We start from the raw sequence: 16,023 nt of genomic DNA on the forward strand, positions 1-16,023 counted from the left end.
GCCTGGCGCACGGCCGCCTGGCGCACGGCCGCCCGGTGCACAGCGGCCGGCCGTGCGGTAAAAGGTCTGGATCACAGAGGTTTCATTTGTAGGATCTGTGAGGAACCTGGGGGGCGGGCTTCTCGGCTCGCACCACTTGAACATGCAACTTCCTGGGCCGAGGATTGCGGACGAGGATTCACCTCCCCGCCAGCCGCAACCGAGCGGAGGGCGGGGAGCGTCTTTGCGTTCACCCTTGTCCGGGGTGTGGGGACGCTGCTTCCCAGGCGTGGGGACGTCTGGAGCCGGGCGTGGGGACGTCCGTTCATATGAAACACAGGGGAAGAGCGGGACGCATGAGGGCATTCGATGTGCTGCCGGTGGTGCTGCCTGACACGGGTGGGCGGTGGACGGCACCGGTCGGCGCAGACGTGACGCCCGGCACGTACAACCCTCACGAGGGGAAGCGCGTCCAACTGGCGTGGCTGAGGTACTCGACTTCACAGCGCCCCGCGGCACGACCTTGCGGCCGCCCCGCGGCACGCTCCGGCCCCGCGTGGCCGGCGCGTCCGGTGGCATGCCGGTGATCGCGCCCATGCCCGCAGCGCGCCCCGCCCGCATTCCCGGTCAGCGCGACGGCGCCGACGAGACGGTGGCGGTCGGCACCACGGTCGACCACCTCACCGAGACCTACCGCGCGCACTACCGCTCGCTGCTGGGACTCGCGGCCCTGCTCCTCGACGACACGGCCTCCTGCGAGGACGTCGTCCAGGAGGCGTTCATCCGCGTCCACTCCGCCCGCAAACGGGTCCGGGACCCGGAGAAGACCCTGGCCTATCTGCGCCAGACGGTCGTCAACCTGTCCCGTTCCGCGCTGCGCCGCCGCATCCTCGGCCTCAAGCTGCTGTCCAAGCCCATGCCCGACATGGCGAGCGCGGAGGAGGGCGCGTACGACCAGCTCGAACGCGACTCCCTCATCAAGGCGATGAAGGGTCTGCAGCGCCGCCAGCGCGAGGTGCTGGTGCTGCGCTACTTCGCCGACATGACGGAGGCTCAGGTCGCCGAGACCCTCGGCATATCGCTCGGCTCGGTCAAGGCGTACGGCTCACGCGGCATCGCCGCGCTGCGGCTGGCCATGGGAGCGTCGGCATGAGCGACGGCCAGGACATGAGGGACCCGCGCCCCGAGGACCGCGAGCCGGAGGGCTCGCGGAGCTCCTCCGGCTCCACGGATGCCGCGGCGGGCCAGGAGTCCGCGGACGGCCGCGCCTCCGGCGCCGGGGAGGACTCCGGCGACGGCGGGCACGAGGACGACCGGCGACCGCCCGGGTCCGGACGGGCCTTGCGCGCGGTGAGGGACGACGACTCGGGCTCCGGTACGGACGACTCCCGTGCGGACGGGGGGGACTCCGCACCGGGACCGGAGGACTCGGACCGCCCGGAGTCCGTACGCGGCCCGAGTCGCGGGGGCGTGCCCGACGAGGACGGGATCGCGCGGCTGCGCGCGCTCGTGACACCGCACGGACAGGACCCGACACACACGCACGCTGGGAACGGAACTGTGAACGACGGCCGGGACGAACAGAGCCCCGGAGGGCTCGACTCGGACGAGCTGCACCTGCGAACCCTGTTGCATCAGGCCGTCCAGGACGTGGAGCCGAGCGACGGCACCCTGGACTACCTGCGCCGGGCCGTCCCCGCCCGCCGCGCGCGCAAACGCCAGGCCCTCGTCGGCGCGGCGGCCGCCGCGCTCCTCCTCGGCACCGCCGTGCCCGCGCTGGTCCACGTCTCCGCCACCTCCGGCTCCGACGCCAACCCGTCCGCCGTCGGACACGCCTCGCAGGCCCAGGGCGGCACCGGCCAGGGCAAGGACCCCGGCAACGGCGAGAGCACCGCCGGCGGCTCCTCCGACGAGGTCGGCGACGACGAGAAGGGCGCCACGAAGGAGGGGGACGAGGCCGGCGCGAGCACCGGTACGAGCACGGGCGCGTCCGAGGGCGCCGGTCCCTCGGCCGGCACCACGGCGGACGCCCCTGCCTGCACCGCCGCCCAGCTCGGTCCCGCGACCGCGACCAGCGCCGCACCCGACTCGGCGGGCGCCGTCTACGGCTCCTTCCGCGTCACCAACGTCTCCGGCGCGAGCTGCGTCGTCGAGGGCGCGGGCACCGTGAGCGCGACCCCGCAGGGCGCGGCCGACGCGGCGAAGATCGGGACGGCGCGGCATGTCGCGGGAGACGCGGCGGCCGCCCTGCCGGACCCGTCGCTGGAGGCGGCGACCGCGGTCCTCGAGCCGGGCGCCTCGTACGAGGTGCGGTTCGCCTGGGTGCCCTCGGAGACCTGTCCGGTCCCCGGCGACACCGCGGGCGGCGGCTCCGGCGGCCCCTCGGCGGACCCCACGCCCTCCGGCGAGCCGACGAACCCGGACGGCGCGTCCGCGGGCGCGGGCACCGGGACGGCCACGACGACGCAGCTGCTGCGGCAGGACGGCGGGACCGAGGGCAGTGTGGCGGTGACCTACACGGCGGCCACGGGCTCCGGCTCGGCCACCACGACGGTGGCCAACGCCTGCGCCGGGACGGTCTACTGGACGGGGCTGCTCACACCGGTCGCCTGACGCGGGGCGCCGTCACCGTCGCCGTCGCCCTCGGGCGTCCCGCCCTGCGGCTTCCCGCCCTCGTCCGCCGTCCCCATGTCCGTGACCGTGTCCGTGTCCGGCCCCAGGCCCAGCTCGGCGTCGCGGGCGAGCTCCACCTCACGGCGCAGCAGGCGGAACCACATGAAGATCACGAAGCCGACGAAGGCGAACCACTCGGCGGTGTAGCCGAGGTTCTGGAACGCCTTCAGGTCCAGGCCGGTGCCGCCGGGCGCGGACGCCGGCACCGCACGCATGCCCGAGTCCCCGCTGTTCAGCGTGACCCAGGCGTCGTACACGTCGTACGGCACGAGGTTGACCAGGGAGGCCGCGCTGATCGCGGCGGTCTGGCCCTCCGGCAGGCCGCTGCGGGCGCTGACGCCGTTGCTGCCCGGGGTCTCGGACGCCTGGAGCGCGCCGGTGACGGTGACCTCGCCGGCGGGCGGCGCGGGAGCCTTCGCCGGGTCGGGCGCGCCGGGCAGCCAGCCGCGTACGACGGGCAGCGCGCGGCCGGTGTCGGTGCGCAGCAGGGTCAGGACGTAGTAGCCGTCCTTGTCGTCCAGCGTGCGGTCGGGGACGAGGAGCTGGGTGTCGTACCGGCCGGTCGCGGTGGCCTGCTTGCCGGACGTGGCCTTGGTCACCGGCAGCAGGTCGTCCAGCGGCCGGGCCTCCTCCTTCTTGGCCTCGGCGACCTGCGCCTCGGCCTCGCGGTGGTTGTCCACCCGGTCCTCGAACCGGCCCAGCTGCCAGGACCCCATGAACACGCAGAAGGGGATCGAGAGCAGCAGGAAGACGTTGATCGCCCACCAGCGGGGGGTCAGCAGAAACCGGTACACGCCCTCAACGGTACGGGTCCGCGGACGGTCCCCCTGCCGCGGGGTCGCCTGCGCCGCGGGCCCCGGCGGCCTCTCGTGGGCGCCGGGCGACGGGGCGGCGCTGACTCGGGTCAGCACATCGGGTGAGAGGTCCGGTGGACGTTCCGGGGGAAGTTGTCCACAGGCTGGGGACCTCGGACGCGCGAGGCCGTCCGGACGGGCAGTATGGGGTCATGACTGAGAGCAACGGGTCCGACGTGCCGGACCGGGCGGACCACCAGACCGAGCGAGTGCCGCAGACCGGGGAGATGCCGGACTGGGAGAAGCGCTTCCGCGCACCCCGGGTGTCCCTTCCCGACTGGGCGGAGGACGCCCCCGACCGTTCCCTGTTCGTGTCGAACGCGACGGGGACGTACGAGCTGTACGCCTGGGACCGGGCGACCGGTGAACAGCGCCAGGTGACGAACCGGTCGAACGGCACGACGGACGGCGTGCTCTCGCCGGACGGCGAGTGGATCTGGTGGTTCGACGACAAGGACGGCGACGAGTTCGGCGTCTGGCGCCGGCAGCGGTTCTCCGGCGGCGAGGACGAGCTGGCGGCCCCGGGACTGGATCCCTCGTACCCGGCGGGCCTGGCGCTGGGCCGCGACGGCCGCACGGCGGTCGTCGGCCGCTCCACCGACGAGGACGGTACGACGATCCACCTGGTGCGCACGGGGGAGGCGCCGGTGGAGCTGTACCGGCACCGCGAGTCGGCGGGCGTCGGCGACCTCTCCTACGACGGTTCGCTGATCGCGGTCGAGCACACGGAGCACGGGGACGCGATGCACTCCGCGCTGCGCGTGATGCGCCCCGACGGCACGACGGTCGCCGAGCTGGACGACACCCGCGGCGGCACCGAGGAACTGGGCCTGGAGGTGCTGGGCTTCGCACCCGTGGCGGGCGACACCCGGCTGCTCATCGGCCACCAGCGGCGCGGACGCTGGGAGCCCCTGGTGTGGGACGTGGCGACGGGCGAGGAGACGGACCTGGAGCTGGACCTGCCCGGCGACGTCAGCGCCGAGTGGTACCCGGACGGCACGGCCCTGCTCATCGCGCACGGCTTCGAGGCCCGCGGCGAGCTGTTCCGCTACGACCTCGCCGGGCGCCGGCTGGAGAGGATCCCCACGCCGCGCGGCGCGGTCTCCGGCGCGACGGCCCGTCCCGACGGCAGCGTGGAGTACCTGTGGTCGTCGGCGGCCCAGCCGCCCGCGGTCCGCTCCACCTCGGGCGGTGTGGTCCTGGACCCGCCCGGCATGAAGTCGCCCGGGTCGGTGCCGGTGGAGGACGTGTGGGTGGAGGGCCCGGGCGGCCGCATCCACGCGCTCGTCCAGAAGCCGGCCGGCGCGACCGGCCCGCTGCCGACCGTCTTCGACATCCACGGCGGCCCGACCTGGCACGACAGCGACTCCTTCGCGGCGGGCCCGGCGGCCTGGGTCGACCACGGTTACGCGGTGGTACGTGTCAACTACCGCGGCTCCACCGGATACGGCCGCGCCTGGACGGACGCCCTGAAGCACCGGGTGGGCCTGATCGAGCTGGAGGACATCGCGGCGGTCCGCGAGTGGGCCGTCTCCTCCGGTCTCGCGGACCCCGAGCGGCTGATCCTCACCGGCGGCTCCTGGGGCGGCTACCTGACGCTGCTGGGCCTCGGCACGCAGCCGGACGCGTGGGCGCTGGGCATCGCGGCGGTCCCGGTCGCCGACTACGTCACGGCGTACCACGACGAGATGGAAGCGCTGAAGGCGATGGACCGCACGCTGCTGGGCGGCACGCCCGAGGAGGTCCCCGAGCGCTTCGAGGCGTCGTCCCCGATCACCTACGTCGACCAGGTCAAGGCCCCGGTCTACATCTCGGCGGGGGTGAACGACCCGCGCTGCCCGATCCAGCAGATCGAGAACTACGTCAAGCGCCTGGAGTCCCGCAACGCGGTCCACGAGGTCTACCGCTACGACGCGGGTCACGGCTCCCTGGTGGTCGACGAACGCATCAAGCAGATCCGCCTGGAGCTGGACTTCGCGGCCCGGCACCTGCCGTAACGACGGCGCGCCTCCCGCGCGCCGGGGGAATCCCGGCACCCCTCGGCGCGCGGCGGCCCCGCGCCCGTGTTTCCGGCTTCGTGTCCGCCGGGGCGGCTTCTGCTCACCCTCGGCACGGGGCGGCCCCGCGCCGTGACGGCATCCCGTGCCGTGACGGAACTCCGTGCCGGGACTACCGCGTGCTCCGCGTCCGCCGGCCCAGCAGCTCCGCCAACCCCCGGCGGGTCGCCGCCAGGACCACGCGGTCGCCCGCGCGCAGGACGTAGGTGTCCGGCAGGTCCCACACCAGGCCGGAGCCCGCTGCCCCGTCACCCGCGCCGCCGCCCCGGGCCGCCGTGTCCAGCGCCAGGACGCGCCAGGCGCCCGGCCGGAACACCTCCGCGACCGTGCGTCCCTCCAGCTGCGGATGCCCGTTGACGACGACCGCCGCGAACAGCAGCACCCGCCGCTCCACGGGGATCGCGCCCAGGATCTGCCGCCCCATCATCGCCCCGGCGAAGGCGGGCGCGGCCAGGTGGGACACCGACCGGCTCCGGGTCACCGCGGCCGGGTGCGCGGTGCGCAGCGTCCGGTACACGGCCTTGGCGAAGTCGTCGTCGTACAGCCGCAGCACCGCCCGCAGGTCGGGGCGCACCGAGCGGGCGTAGAGCACGGATTCCAGGTTGGTGGTGTCGACGCTGGTCAGGGCGAGCAGCGCGTCCGCGCGGTGGATCTTCGCCGATTCCAGGACGCCCTCCTGCGTGACGTCCCCGACCACGACCGGTACCCGTAACCTCCGGGCGACGGCCATGCCCCGCGCCTCCGGGTCGGCCTCGACGCACACCACGGGGATGTGCAGTTCGCGCAGCCGGGTCAGCACCCGGGTGCCGATCTTGCCGAGCCCGAGCAGCACCACGTGCCCGCTCAGTCCGCGCGGCGGCTTCCGCAGCGCGGACGCCGTGCGGAAGGTGCCCAGCGCCTCCAGCACCGCGGCCAGCAGCACCGGCAGCAGCAGCAATCCGACCAGGCCGGAAAGCAGTTGGAGCACTTGTTGCCCGAGCGGCGCGTCGAGCGCGGGCTCGTTGATGGCGAACAGGTCCAGCAGCGTGACGTAGACGGCGTGCAGCGGGTGGTCGTCGGTGATCAGGATCAGCGCCACCGCGAGTCCGACCACCGCGGCCACCAGCCCGGCCAGTGACCACCGCAGCCGCGCCGAGAACAGCGAGGCGAACGGCATCGCCCCGGCCCGCCGGGCCGGCAGCGAGGGGCCGGAGTGCGACACCTGCTCCAGCACCACCGTGCCGCGCCCGGTCGCCGCCGCCACCGCCTCGGCGTCGGGGAGCAGTTGAGGCCCCCGGTCGCCGCTGTCCTCGGATCCCTCGTTGCCCGCCGGGTCGTTGCTGGTCGCGGACAGCAGCGCCAGCGTGCACAGTCCCGGGTCGGCCACCTCGCCGGGCCGTGGCGGGCGGCGCTCCACCGCCCGCAGCAGCAACCCCTCCGCGTCGACGACCTTGCTGGTGCCGACCAGCGCGGTGGCGACCAGCGCGGGCGCGGTGGTGTCGGCGTCGGACAGCACGGTGGTCGAGATGTCGGCGCCGTGGCCCCCGTACCCCCCGTCCCCGTGCCCTCCGCGACCCACGGCCGTGCCGCCCGCCAGCTCGGCGGCCTGGTCGAGGAGTTCCTCGATGTGCTGGCCGAGGCGCCGGTTGTAGAGCCGCAGGACCAGACGCAGCCGGGGGTTGAGCCGGCGGGCGGTCAGCGCGGCGCGGATGTTGGTCTCGTCGTCGTCGTACACGAGGGCCAGCGCGGCGGCCCGGTCCACGCCCGCGTCGGCGAGCACGGCCTCGGTGGGTTCGGCGGCCTCCATCACCCGTTCGTCCGGGACCAGGGTGTCGTCGGAGCTTCCGGTGCCCCGGTTGACGGCGGTCACCACCCGGCCGAACAGCGCCGCGGAGGCGGCCCGGGCCCGCCCGGCCATCGGCTGGGACGGGGTGCGTCCGGACGGGGGCACCACGAGAACCACCTGTTCCCGGTACACGGTGCGCAGTTCGGCGGTGAGCCGGTGCGCCAGACCGTCGTCGCCGCACACCACCATGTGGGCGATCGGATCGCTGGGCGGGACGGGGTTCGGAAGGAGGCTCACCACAGGGCAGAAGACTGCCCGATCACGGCGCTCGGTTCCAGGGAGCGGCGGGACGGGACGGCCCGTCGTACGGTCATGGCCAGCCGGCAGTGACGAAGGGGGACGAGGTCACCGGCGCCCTTGCCCCACCCGTACGCCGCACCGCCGCGACGAGGCGCTGGGTCACCGGCGGAACACGGTGCGCGCCAGGCGTTTTACACGCCTCGCACATGTACGCGACGTACACGACATTTGTCGTACGGTAAACTTTACCTCGCCTTGGCGCTCCGTCGAGCTGCCGAACGCTCGGTCCGCGAGAGGCGGACCCGGATGCGAGGGGGGACGTGACATGAACCGACGTGCTGTACGCCGTGACACGAACCGGCCCGTGCGCATCGACATCACCCCCCGCGACAGCGTTCCCGAACCCGGCGGCGCCGTCTCCGGCGCCTGACCTGCCCGGCCGCCGCCCCTCCGGCAAGGGCGCGGCAGCCCGCCCGCACGCCACCGCCCGCCCGATCCGGGCCTCCCCGGCGTCGCACCGCAGACGGACCAGGACACCCGCCGTCTCCCTCACCGCACCCCGCCTCACCGCACCCCGCCTCACCGCGCCCCGCGGCTCCCGTGCGTGACCCGGCGCCCCGCCGTCCGCCCGCACGCCACGCCCGCCCCTTTCTGGCACTGACGCCGCCGTCACCGACCCGGAGGACCGACGCCCGTGCACAACACCGCCACCATGCTCATCGAACTGGGCGCCATCATCCTCGCCCTGGGTCTGCTGGGCCGCCTCGCCGGACGGGTGGGCTTCTCGCCCATCCCGCTCTACCTGCTGGCCGGCCTCGCCTTCGGCCACGGCGGCATCCTGCCGCTGCGGGCCAGCGAGGAGTTCACCGCCGTCGGCGCCGAGATCGGCGTCATCCTGCTGCTGCTCATGCTGGGACTGGAGTACAGCGCGTCCGAGCTGGTCACCAACCTCAAGACGCAGTACCCGTCCGGGGCGGTGGACTTCGTCCTCAACGCGGTGCCGGGCGCCGTGGCGGCGCTGATCCTGGGCTGGGGCCCGGTCGCGGCCGTCGCGCTGGCCGGTGTCACCTGGATCTCCTCCTCGGGCGTGATCGCGAAGGTGCTCGGCGACCTGCGCCGGCTCGGCAACCGCGAGACACCGGTGGTGCTCGGAGTCCTGGTGATCGAGGACCTGGCGATGGCGGTCTACCTGCCGATCCTCACCGCGGTGCTGGCGGGCGCCGGCCTGGCGGGCGGTTCGGTCACCCTGCTGATCTCCCTCGGCACCGTCGGCGCCGTGCTCTACGTGGCGCTGCGCCACGGACGCCTGATCAGCCGCGCGGTGTCCTCGGACAACGCGGAGATGCTGCTGCTGGTCGTGCTGGGCCTGACGCTCCTGGTCGCGGGAGTGGCGCAGGAACTGCAGGTGTCGGCGGCCGTCGGCGCGTTCCTCGTGGGCATCGCCCTGTCCGGTGAGGTCGCCGAGGGAGCGAGCAACCTGCTCACCCCGCTGCGGGACCTGTTCGCCGCCGTCTTCTTCGTCTTCTTCGGCCTGTCCACCGACCCGGCCGACATCCCGCCGGTCCTGGTCCCGGCGCTGCTCCTGGCGATCGTCACCACCCTGACGAAGGTCGCGACGGGCTGGTACGCGGCCCGGCGCGCGGGCATCAAGGGCGCGGGGCGCTGGCGTGCGGGCGGCACGCTGGTGGCGCGCGGCGAGTTCTCCATCGTCATCGCGGGCCTCGCGGTCGGCGTGGAGCCCCGCATCGGCCCGCTGGCCACGGCGTACGTCCTGATCCTGGTCGTCCTCGGCCCGCTCACCGCCCGCTGGACCGAACCGCTGGCCCGCAAGGTCATGGGCCGCCCGGGGACACCGCTGGAGACGGAGCGGACGGCGCCGGAGCCGGAGCCGGAGCCGGAGCCGGCGAAGGTGTGAGGACTCGGGCCGGAGCGTGGGGCATGAAGGTGTGAGGACTCGGGCCGGAGCGCGGGGTACAGGGGTCGGGCCGGACCGTGGGCGGGGCACAGGACGTGGGCCGGCGCGTGGGTCGCCCCCGGTACCGGGAGGCGCCCCCCGGTCCCGGAGGCTCGGGCGGCCACGAAGGCCCGACGTCCCCGAAGGCCGTGGCCGATCACTCCCGCCCGAGGATCCCGGCGGCGACGCCGACACCCTCACGCGTGCCGATCACGATGAGGGTGTCGCCGCCGGCCAGCCGGAAGTCGGGGCCGGGGGAGGGGATCGCCTCGGCGCGGCGCAGCACGGCGACGACGGACACACCGGTCCCCGTGCGCATCCGGGTGTCGCCGAGCACCCGCCCGTTCCAGTACGAGGTGGACGACAGCTCGATCCGCTCGGCGACCAGCCCCAGCTCGGCCGTCGCCAGCAGGTTCGGGCTGTGGTGCGAGGGGAGCAGCGCGTCGACGACGGCCGCGGCCTCCTCGGCGTTCAGTCTCAGGCACACCGCGGTGTCGTCCGGGTCGTCCCTGCGGTAGACGTTCAGCGTCCGGGCGCCGTCCAGATGGGCGATCACCGACAACCGCCGCCGCTCCCGCGTGACGAGGTCGTACCGCACACCGATGCCCGGCAGCGGAGTGTGCCCCATGCGCCCAGCGCCGCCCATGACCGTCCCCCTCCACCGTCCCAGTCGTCCTACGGGCCATGACCGACGGCACCCTACGTCACACGGGAACGGGGGTGCATCCGGGCCGGGCGCCGGGGGACGCGATGCCGCCCCCGCGGTGCCTCAGCCGATGCGGAGCGGGTCCGCCACCGGGAACAGGTGTGACGGGGACGGGAACCCGGTTCCGGCCAGAATCGTTCTCCGTCCGCACGTCTAATGAGGGAGCGACACCTTGTCCGCCAGATCGACGGACCCGTCGGGGCACAGTCCCCGGCCATTCCGCCCGGGGTTTCCTGAGCACGGCACGAGGCGGGGCGGGGCGAGGTGAGCGCCGTGGAAGCCTGGCTGGGGCTGCTGGCCGTGTTCGTCCTGACGGCAGGGACGGGCTATTTCGTCGCCCAGGAGTTCGCCTACGTCTCGGCCGACCGGCTGGCTCTCGCCCGTGAGGCCGAGGAGGGGGACAAGAAGGCCGCCCGGGCGCTGAAGGTGCTGGAGCGGCTGTCGTTCATGCTCTCGGGCGCCCAGCTCGGCATCACGGTGACCGGTCTGGTCGTCGGCTTCATCGCCGAGCCGTCCGTCTCCGCGCTGCTGCGGCCCGTACTGTCCGGCATCGGCGTCCAGGGCGCCGCCGTCACCGGGATCTCCGTCGTCCTCGCCTTCGTGCTGGCCACGGTCGTGCAGATGGTGCTGGGCGAGCTGGCCCCGAAGAACCTCGCCATCGCCGTCCCGGAAAGGCTGGCCAAGGGCCTGGCCGGCTCCACTCTCGGCTACCTCAAGGTGGTCGGTCCGGTGATCCGGATCTTCGACGGGGCGGCCAACAGACTGCTGCGCGCCGTGGGCATCGAACCGGTCGAAGAACTCCACCATGGCGCCACCCTCGAGGAACTCGGCCACCTGATCGGCGAGTCCCACGAACAGGGCGAGCTGCCGCGCGGAACGGCCGAGCTGCTCGACCACGCCCTGGAGTTCTCCGAGCGGACGCTGCGCGAGGTGATGGTGCCGCGGGCCGACGCGGTCTTCGTCCGCAAGGACGCCACGGCCGCCGAGGCCGTCACCCTCATCGCCCGGCACGGGCACTCCAACTACCCGGTGCTCGGCGACCACCCGGACGACGTCGCGGGCGTCCTGGGCGTACGGGACCTGATGGGACTGGCGCCGGAGAGGGCCGCTGCCACCATGGCCGGGGCGGCGGCCCGGCGCCCGCTGCTGCTGCCCGACACCCTGCCGCTGCCGGACGCCGTGGAGCGGATGCGCGTCCAGGACGACGAGTTCGCCGTCGTCCTGGACGAGCACGGAGGCGTGGCCGGCGTCGTCACCTACGAGGACATCGCCGAGGAACTCGTGGGCGACATCGCGGACGAGACGGACAAGGTCACCGAAGTGGCGGTCGCGGACGGCGACGGCTGGCTGGTGGACGCCGGACGACGCCTGGACGAGGTGGCCGAGGCGACCGGCATCCAACTGCCCGAGGAGGACGACTACGAAACCGTGGCCGGGCTCATCGTCGACCGGCTCGGCCGCTTCCCGGCGATCGGGGACCGGCTCACGGTGGCGCTGCCGGCGGGCGGCGACGTCCGGATCGACGTACGCACCCTGGACCGGCACGTGCCCGAACGCATCAGGATCGAACGGCTGGCCGAGAAGGCGGAGGAGCAGGCATGAGTTTCCCGATGGCGCTCTTCGTCACCGCCCTGCTGCTCATCGGCAGCGGCTTCTTCGTCGCGGCCGAGTTCGCGCTCGTCGCCGCCAAGCGGCACCGCATGGAGAAGGCCGTGGCCGACGGGCGACGCGGCGCCAAGGCGGCCCTGGCCGGCATGCGGGAACTGTCGCTGATGCTGGCCGGCGCCCAGCTCGGCATCACCGTGTGCACGCTCGGCCTGGGCTCCGTGTCCAAGCCCGCCATCTCCCACGAGCTGGACCCGCTGCTGGTCAAGCTGGGCCTGCCCACCGCGCTCAGCTACGGCGTGGCCTTCGCCGTCGCGATGATCGTCGTGGTGTTCCTGCACATGGTCCTCGGCGAGATGGCGCCCAAGTCCTGGGCCATCGCCCACCCCGAGCGCTCCGCGATGCTGCTGTCCCCGCCCTTCCGCGCCGTCGCGACCGCCGTACGCCCGCTGATCTGGGTCCTCAACAAGGTCAGCAACACACTGGTCCGCCTCTGCCGGGTCACGCCACGCGACGAACTGGCCTCCGTCCACAACCGGGAACAGCTCACCCACCTGATCGAGGAGTCCGAACGGCTGGGCCTGATCAGCGAAACGGACTCCGACCTGCTGACCCGGTCACTGACCGAGCCCGAGACACCCGTGCGTGACCTGACGGTCCCGGCCGCCGACATCGTGGCGGTCGCCCCCGATGCCGAGGCGGAGCAGATCCTCGGCCTGGCCACCGCCCACGACCGCACCCGCATGCTCGTCCGTCACGGGGACGCCGTCCTCGGCTCGGTGCACGCCCGCGACGTCCTCGTGGCGCGGGCACACGGGCGGACGGCCGACGCCCGCACGCTGGCACGCCCCGTACCCGAACTGGCGGAGGACGCCACGGTCGCCGAGGCGATCGAGGTCCTGCGCCGACGCCGGGCGTCACTCGCCGTGGTCCGCGACGCCACGGGCCGTCTCACCGGCATCGTGACCCTGGACGACCTGCTGGCCCGCTACCTGCAACCGAAGGCCGCGTAGAGCACCCGTCCTGGCCGGGCGCCCCGATTCCCCGGGGCGCTCGGCCCGCCCCCTCCGGAGCGTGCGGTTCCCGAGGCGGGCGCGCTCACGCCGCGGGCGATCGAGCAAGGGGCCGAACAGGTGGAGCAGGCTCTCATCCCCTCCGCACCAGGGCCCAGGCCCGGTCCGGCCGGCCGTGCGCGACCGGCCCCTTGGACAACTCCCGCTCGAGCACGGCGAACAGCTCATCGCTGAACAGCGCAGTGACGCCGACGCCCGTCGAGGTCAGGACCAAGGCTGTGACGAGTGGCTGCTGTTGCTCTCCGCCGCCCGTTCCGAGTTCGAGATGTTCACCGCGGTCCGCCCGGTCGCACCCGTGCCGACCAGTCGGGGGCAAGCCGGGTAGGAAGACAAGCATTTAAAGGCACGCACACGAAAACAGGTGAGGCACCTAGGAACGTTCCTAGGTGCCTCACCTGGTGTTGCGGCTGTCGGGGTGGCGGGATTTGAACCCACGACCTCTTCGTCCCGAACGAAGCGCGCTGCCAAGCTGCGCCACACCCCGGTGTCGCTGCTGTCGCGGCGACGACGTTTACTTTAGCCCACTGGTGGCTAGAGACGAAATCTGGTTCTCGGGCGAGTGTGGTCCAGGGCCACCAGCAGGACCGCCACGGCGTAGATCGCGAGTCCCACGAGGAGCGCGTTGGCGAGCACGCTCTTGTAGCCGTGCCGCGCGACGTCGAGGAACGGGTACAGGTAGCGGGCGGGGGAGCCGGGGAACAGCTCGCCCCGGGCCAGGGTGAAGGCCAGGTACGCCAGGGGGTACAGCAGCCACGTCGGGGCCTGGCGGAGGTGCATGCGGGCCGGTGGCGTCAGGACCAGCCAGTCCAGCAGCGCGGCGACCGGCAGCACCGTGTGCAGCAGGTGGCCGGCGGCCGGCTCGAGCCACGGCGCGCCCCCGCTCGCCCCGCCCGTCATGGAGAAGGCCGGCGAGGCGTCCGTCAGGGCGATGTGGTGGACCAGGGCCGCGATCAGCACGTACAGGAGCGTCGCTCCGGTGACGGCGCCCGGCAGGGGATGGCGGGCGGTCCACGCGCGGCGGGCCGAGGCGAACGTCACCAGGGCCAGCAGCGCCGTGCTCTGGATCACGAAGTAGCTCAGTACCCGGGTGGGGCTGCCGAGGAGGACCTCGATCAGCACGGCCGCCGTCGCCAGCAGCGCCAGGACCAGCCGGTACACCGCGGTCAGCGGGCGGCGCACCGGCGGTACGACGGCTCGGGCCGGGACGACGGAGGGGAACAGCTGCGGAGCCGTCCGCGGGAGGGCGGGCAGGTCCGGGATGTCCCTGGGTATCGGGGCGGTCATGCCCCCAGCGTGGGACGGGGGCCGGGCCGCGGCGATGTGGCGTGGGCCGGTCGGGTTACCCGCCCGGAGGGGACGGGCTTCCCGCCGGCCCGGCGCCTCAGCGGCCGACCAGCGTCAGCAGCGTCGCCTCCGGCGGGCACGCGAAGCGCACCGGCGTGTAGCGGCTCGTGCCGCAGCCCGCCGAGACGTGCAGGTACGACGTCCGGCCCTCCGCCGTGTGCGTGGACAGGCCCTTCACGCGGTCCGTGTCCAGGTCGCAGTTGGTGACCAGGGCGCCGTAGAACGGGATGCACAGCTGCCCGCCGTGCGTGTGGCCGGCGAGGATCAACGGGTAGCCGTCGGCCGCGAAGGAGTCCAGCACGCGCAGGTACGGCGCGTGCACGACGCCCATCGAGAAGTCCGCCCCGGCCGACGGGCCGCCCGTCACCTCCGCGTACCGGTCCCGCTTGATGTGCGGGTCGTCCAGTCCCGTCAGCTCGATCGACGTGCCCTCGATCTTCAGGGTGCCCCGCGTGTTGGTCAGGTTGAGCCAGCCCGCCGAGTCGAAGCCGTCCCGCAGGTCCTCCCACGGGTTGTGGACGGCGTCGACGACCGGCGGGTTGCCGTTCAGGCCGTGACGGCCCTGCACCTTCTCGACCAGGTAGCGGGCGGGGTTGCGCAGCCGGGGACCGTAGTAGTCGTTGGAGCCGAAGACGTAGGCGCCCGGGAACTCCATCAGGGGGCCGAGCGCGTCCAGGACCTCGGGGACGCCCTCGGGGTCGGACAGGTTGTCGCCCGTGTTGATCACGAAGTCGGGGCGCAGTCCGGCCAGGGAGCGCAGCCAGCGCTGCTTCTTGCGCTGGCCGCCGACCATGTGGATGTCGGACACCTGCAGCACGCGCAGGGGGCGCATCCCGGAGGGGAGGACGGGGACGGTCACCCGTCGGAGGCGGAAGGAGCGGGCTTCGAAGCCCGCGGCGTACAGCAGTCCGGCGGTGCCGACCGCCGTGATTCCCAGGGGGATTCGGTATCGCGCGCGCATGCGCCCATCGTGTCAGACCCTGACGGTCCCTCCGTACGGCCCTCAGGGGCACCACGGCCCTCAGGGGGCATCAGGGCCCTCAGGGATCACCACGGCCCTCAGGGGGCATCACGGCCCTCAGGGTCACCACGGCCTTAGGGGGCGGGTCGCCCGCGGCCCCCGCAAATCGGCAGGCGCCGCCGCCTCCGCACCTGCGACAATCAAGTCATGACCACGCTCAAGTCGAAGCTGCAGGATGACCTCAACGCCGCGATCAAGGAGCGCGACGAGCTCCGCTCCTCGACGCTCCGGCTGACGCTCGCCGCGATCACCAAGGAGGAGGTCGCGGGCAAGGAGAAGCGCGAGCTCTCCGACGACGAGGTGCAGAAGGTGATCGCCCGCGAGGCGAAGAAGCGCCGTGAGGCGGCCGAGGCCTTCGCGCAGGGCGGCCGCGCCGAGCAGGCCGAGCGGGAGAAGGCGGAGGGCGAGGTGCTCGCCGGCTACCTGCCCAAGCAGCTGTCCGACGACGAGCTGAACGCGATCGTCGCCCAGGCCGTGGAGGAGGCCCGCGCCGCCGGCGCCGAGGGGCCGAAGGCCATGGGCGCCGTCATGAAGATCGTGAACCCGAAGGTGGCCGGGCAGGCGGAGGGCGGCCGGGTGGCCGCCGCCGTGAAGAAGCTGCTGGCGGGCTGAGCCGGGCGGTACGGCCACAACGGCGGGCGGTCCCCTCCCCACCCGGGGAGGGGACCGCCCGCCGTTTCTCCTGGTGCTCC

The 16,023-nt window shown here is 73.5% G+C and carries 13 protein-coding genes and 1 tRNA gene; 7 read left to right on the forward strand and 7 right to left on the reverse strand.

What is annotated here, in order from left to right; genetic code table 11:
• Positions 1-460: 460 nt before the first annotated feature.
• Both ACIQ8B_RS04860 and ACIQ8B_RS04865 read left to right on the forward strand, forming a co-directional pair.
• Positions 461-1,132: a SigE family RNA polymerase sigma factor gene (locus ACIQ8B_RS04860; protein WP_403545290.1), complete on the forward strand. Its 672-nt coding sequence runs from the start codon at positions 461-463 to the stop codon at positions 1,130-1,132.
• Complete coding sequence (locus ACIQ8B_RS04865; protein WP_403545292.1) at positions 1,129-2,592, forward strand: hypothetical protein; 1,464 nt, start codon at positions 1,129-1,131, stop codon at positions 2,590-2,592. The genes ACIQ8B_RS04860 and ACIQ8B_RS04865 overlap by 4 nt, the downstream gene beginning before the upstream one ends.
• Here the strand turns inward: ACIQ8B_RS04865 and ACIQ8B_RS04870 are convergent.
• Positions 2,559-3,446, reverse strand: coding sequence for an SURF1 family protein (locus ACIQ8B_RS04870; protein WP_403545294.1), 888 nt, complete (start codon positions 3,444-3,446; stop codon positions 2,559-2,561). The genes ACIQ8B_RS04865 and ACIQ8B_RS04870 overlap by 34 nt on opposite strands.
• A 212-nt stretch (positions 3,447-3,658) precedes the next feature.
• Between ACIQ8B_RS04870 and ACIQ8B_RS04875 the strand changes: the two genes are divergently transcribed.
• Entirely contained in the window at positions 3,659-5,503 is a 1,845-nt protein-coding gene (locus ACIQ8B_RS04875) for a prolyl oligopeptidase family serine peptidase (RefSeq protein WP_403545296.1), read from the forward strand.
• Positions 5,504-5,675: 172 nt separating this feature from the next.
• Here ACIQ8B_RS04875 and ACIQ8B_RS04880 read toward each other — a convergent pair whose 3' ends face one another.
• Entirely contained in the window at positions 5,676-7,577 is a 1,902-nt protein-coding gene (locus tag ACIQ8B_RS04880) for an NAD-binding protein (RefSeq protein WP_403545468.1), read from the reverse strand.
• A 745-nt stretch (positions 7,578-8,322) separates the two neighbouring features.
• On the opposite strand from ACIQ8B_RS04880, the gene ACIQ8B_RS04885 reads away from it, so the two are divergent.
• Complete coding sequence (locus ACIQ8B_RS04885) at positions 8,323-9,543, forward strand: cation:proton antiporter (protein WP_403545299.1); 1,221 nt, start codon at positions 8,323-8,325, stop codon at positions 9,541-9,543.
• Positions 9,544-9,739: 196 nt separating this feature from the next.
• Here ACIQ8B_RS04885 and ACIQ8B_RS04890 read toward each other — a convergent pair whose 3' ends face one another.
• On the reverse strand, positions 9,740-10,210 hold the full coding sequence (locus ACIQ8B_RS04890; protein ID WP_403545301.1) for a cation:proton antiporter regulatory subunit: 471 nt from the start codon (positions 10,208-10,210) through the stop codon (positions 9,740-9,742).
• A gap of 342 nt (positions 10,211-10,552) precedes the next feature.
• On the opposite strand from ACIQ8B_RS04890, the gene ACIQ8B_RS04895 reads away from it, so the two are divergent.
• Both ACIQ8B_RS04895 and ACIQ8B_RS04900 read left to right on the forward strand, forming a co-directional pair.
• Entirely contained in the window at positions 10,553-11,890 is a 1,338-nt protein-coding gene (locus ACIQ8B_RS04895) for a hemolysin family protein (RefSeq protein WP_403545303.1), read from the forward strand.
• The gene (locus ACIQ8B_RS04900; RefSeq protein ID WP_403545305.1) at positions 11,887-12,906 is read left to right on the forward strand and encodes a hemolysin family protein; all 1,020 of its coding nucleotides are present in this window, start codon (positions 11,887-11,889) and stop codon (positions 12,904-12,906) included. Before ACIQ8B_RS04895 ends, ACIQ8B_RS04900 begins: the two co-directional genes overlap by 4 nt.
• A 133-nt stretch (positions 12,907-13,039) precedes the next feature.
• Here the strand turns inward: ACIQ8B_RS04900 and ACIQ8B_RS04905 are convergent, their stop codons facing one another.
• The 4 genes from ACIQ8B_RS04905 to ACIQ8B_RS04920 form a co-directional block, all read right to left on the reverse strand.
• A complete protein-coding gene (locus tag ACIQ8B_RS04905) occupies positions 13,040-13,180 on the reverse strand; it encodes a hypothetical protein (protein ID WP_403545307.1) in 141 nt (46 codons plus the stop codon).
• Between the two features lie 196 nt (positions 13,181-13,376).
• A tRNA-Pro gene (locus tag ACIQ8B_RS04910) sits at positions 13,377-13,450 on the reverse strand.
• A 47-nt stretch (positions 13,451-13,497) separates the two neighbouring features.
• Positions 13,498-14,250, reverse strand: a complete 753-nt coding sequence (locus ACIQ8B_RS04915; RefSeq protein WP_403545309.1) for a Pr6Pr family membrane protein — start codon at positions 14,248-14,250, stop codon at positions 13,498-13,500.
• A gap of 97 nt (positions 14,251-14,347) precedes the next feature.
• Complete coding sequence (locus ACIQ8B_RS04920) at positions 14,348-15,271, reverse strand: metallophosphoesterase (RefSeq protein ID WP_290005305.1); 924 nt, start codon at positions 15,269-15,271, stop codon at positions 14,348-14,350.
• A gap of 207 nt (positions 15,272-15,478) precedes the next feature.
• Here ACIQ8B_RS04920 and ACIQ8B_RS04925 point away from each other — a divergent pair, with 207 nt between their 5' ends.
• Positions 15,479-15,943: a GatB/YqeY domain-containing protein gene (locus ACIQ8B_RS04925; protein ID WP_106413190.1), complete on the forward strand. Its 465-nt coding sequence runs from the start codon at positions 15,479-15,481 to the stop codon at positions 15,941-15,943.
• The last annotated feature ends 80 nt before the right edge of the window (positions 15,944-16,023 follow it).

The organism is Streptomyces sp. NPDC096105 (genome assembly GCF_044763335.1).
GTDB lineage: Bacteria > Actinomycetota > Actinomycetes > Streptomycetales > Streptomycetaceae > Streptomyces.

Coding starts and splice junctions, on each gene's coding strand:
- ACIQ8B_RS04865 (WP_403545292.1), top strand. CDS start 1,129: ATGAGCGACGGCCAGGACATGAGGGACCCGCGCCCCGAGGACCGCGAG.
- ACIQ8B_RS04890 (WP_403545301.1), bottom strand. CDS start 10,210: ATGGGGCACACTCCGCTGCCGGGCATCGGTGTGCGGTACGACCTCGTC.
- ACIQ8B_RS04920 (WP_290005305.1), bottom strand. CDS start 15,271: ATGCGCGCGCGATACCGAATCCCCCTGGGAATCACGGCGGTCGGCACC.
- ACIQ8B_RS04915 (WP_403545309.1), bottom strand. CDS start 14,250: ATGACCGCCCCGATACCCAGGGACATCCCGGACCTGCCCGCCCTCCCG.
- ACIQ8B_RS04925 (WP_106413190.1), top strand. CDS start 15,479: ATGACCACGCTCAAGTCGAAGCTGCAGGATGACCTCAACGCCGCGATC.
- ACIQ8B_RS04900 (WP_403545305.1), top strand. CDS start 11,887: ATGAGTTTCCCGATGGCGCTCTTCGTCACCGCCCTGCTGCTCATCGGC.
- ACIQ8B_RS04880 (WP_403545468.1), bottom strand. CDS start 7,577: ATGGTGGTGTGCGGCGACGACGGTCTGGCGCACCGGCTCACCGCCGAA.
- ACIQ8B_RS04875 (WP_403545296.1), top strand. CDS start 3,659: ATGACTGAGAGCAACGGGTCCGACGTGCCGGACCGGGCGGACCACCAG.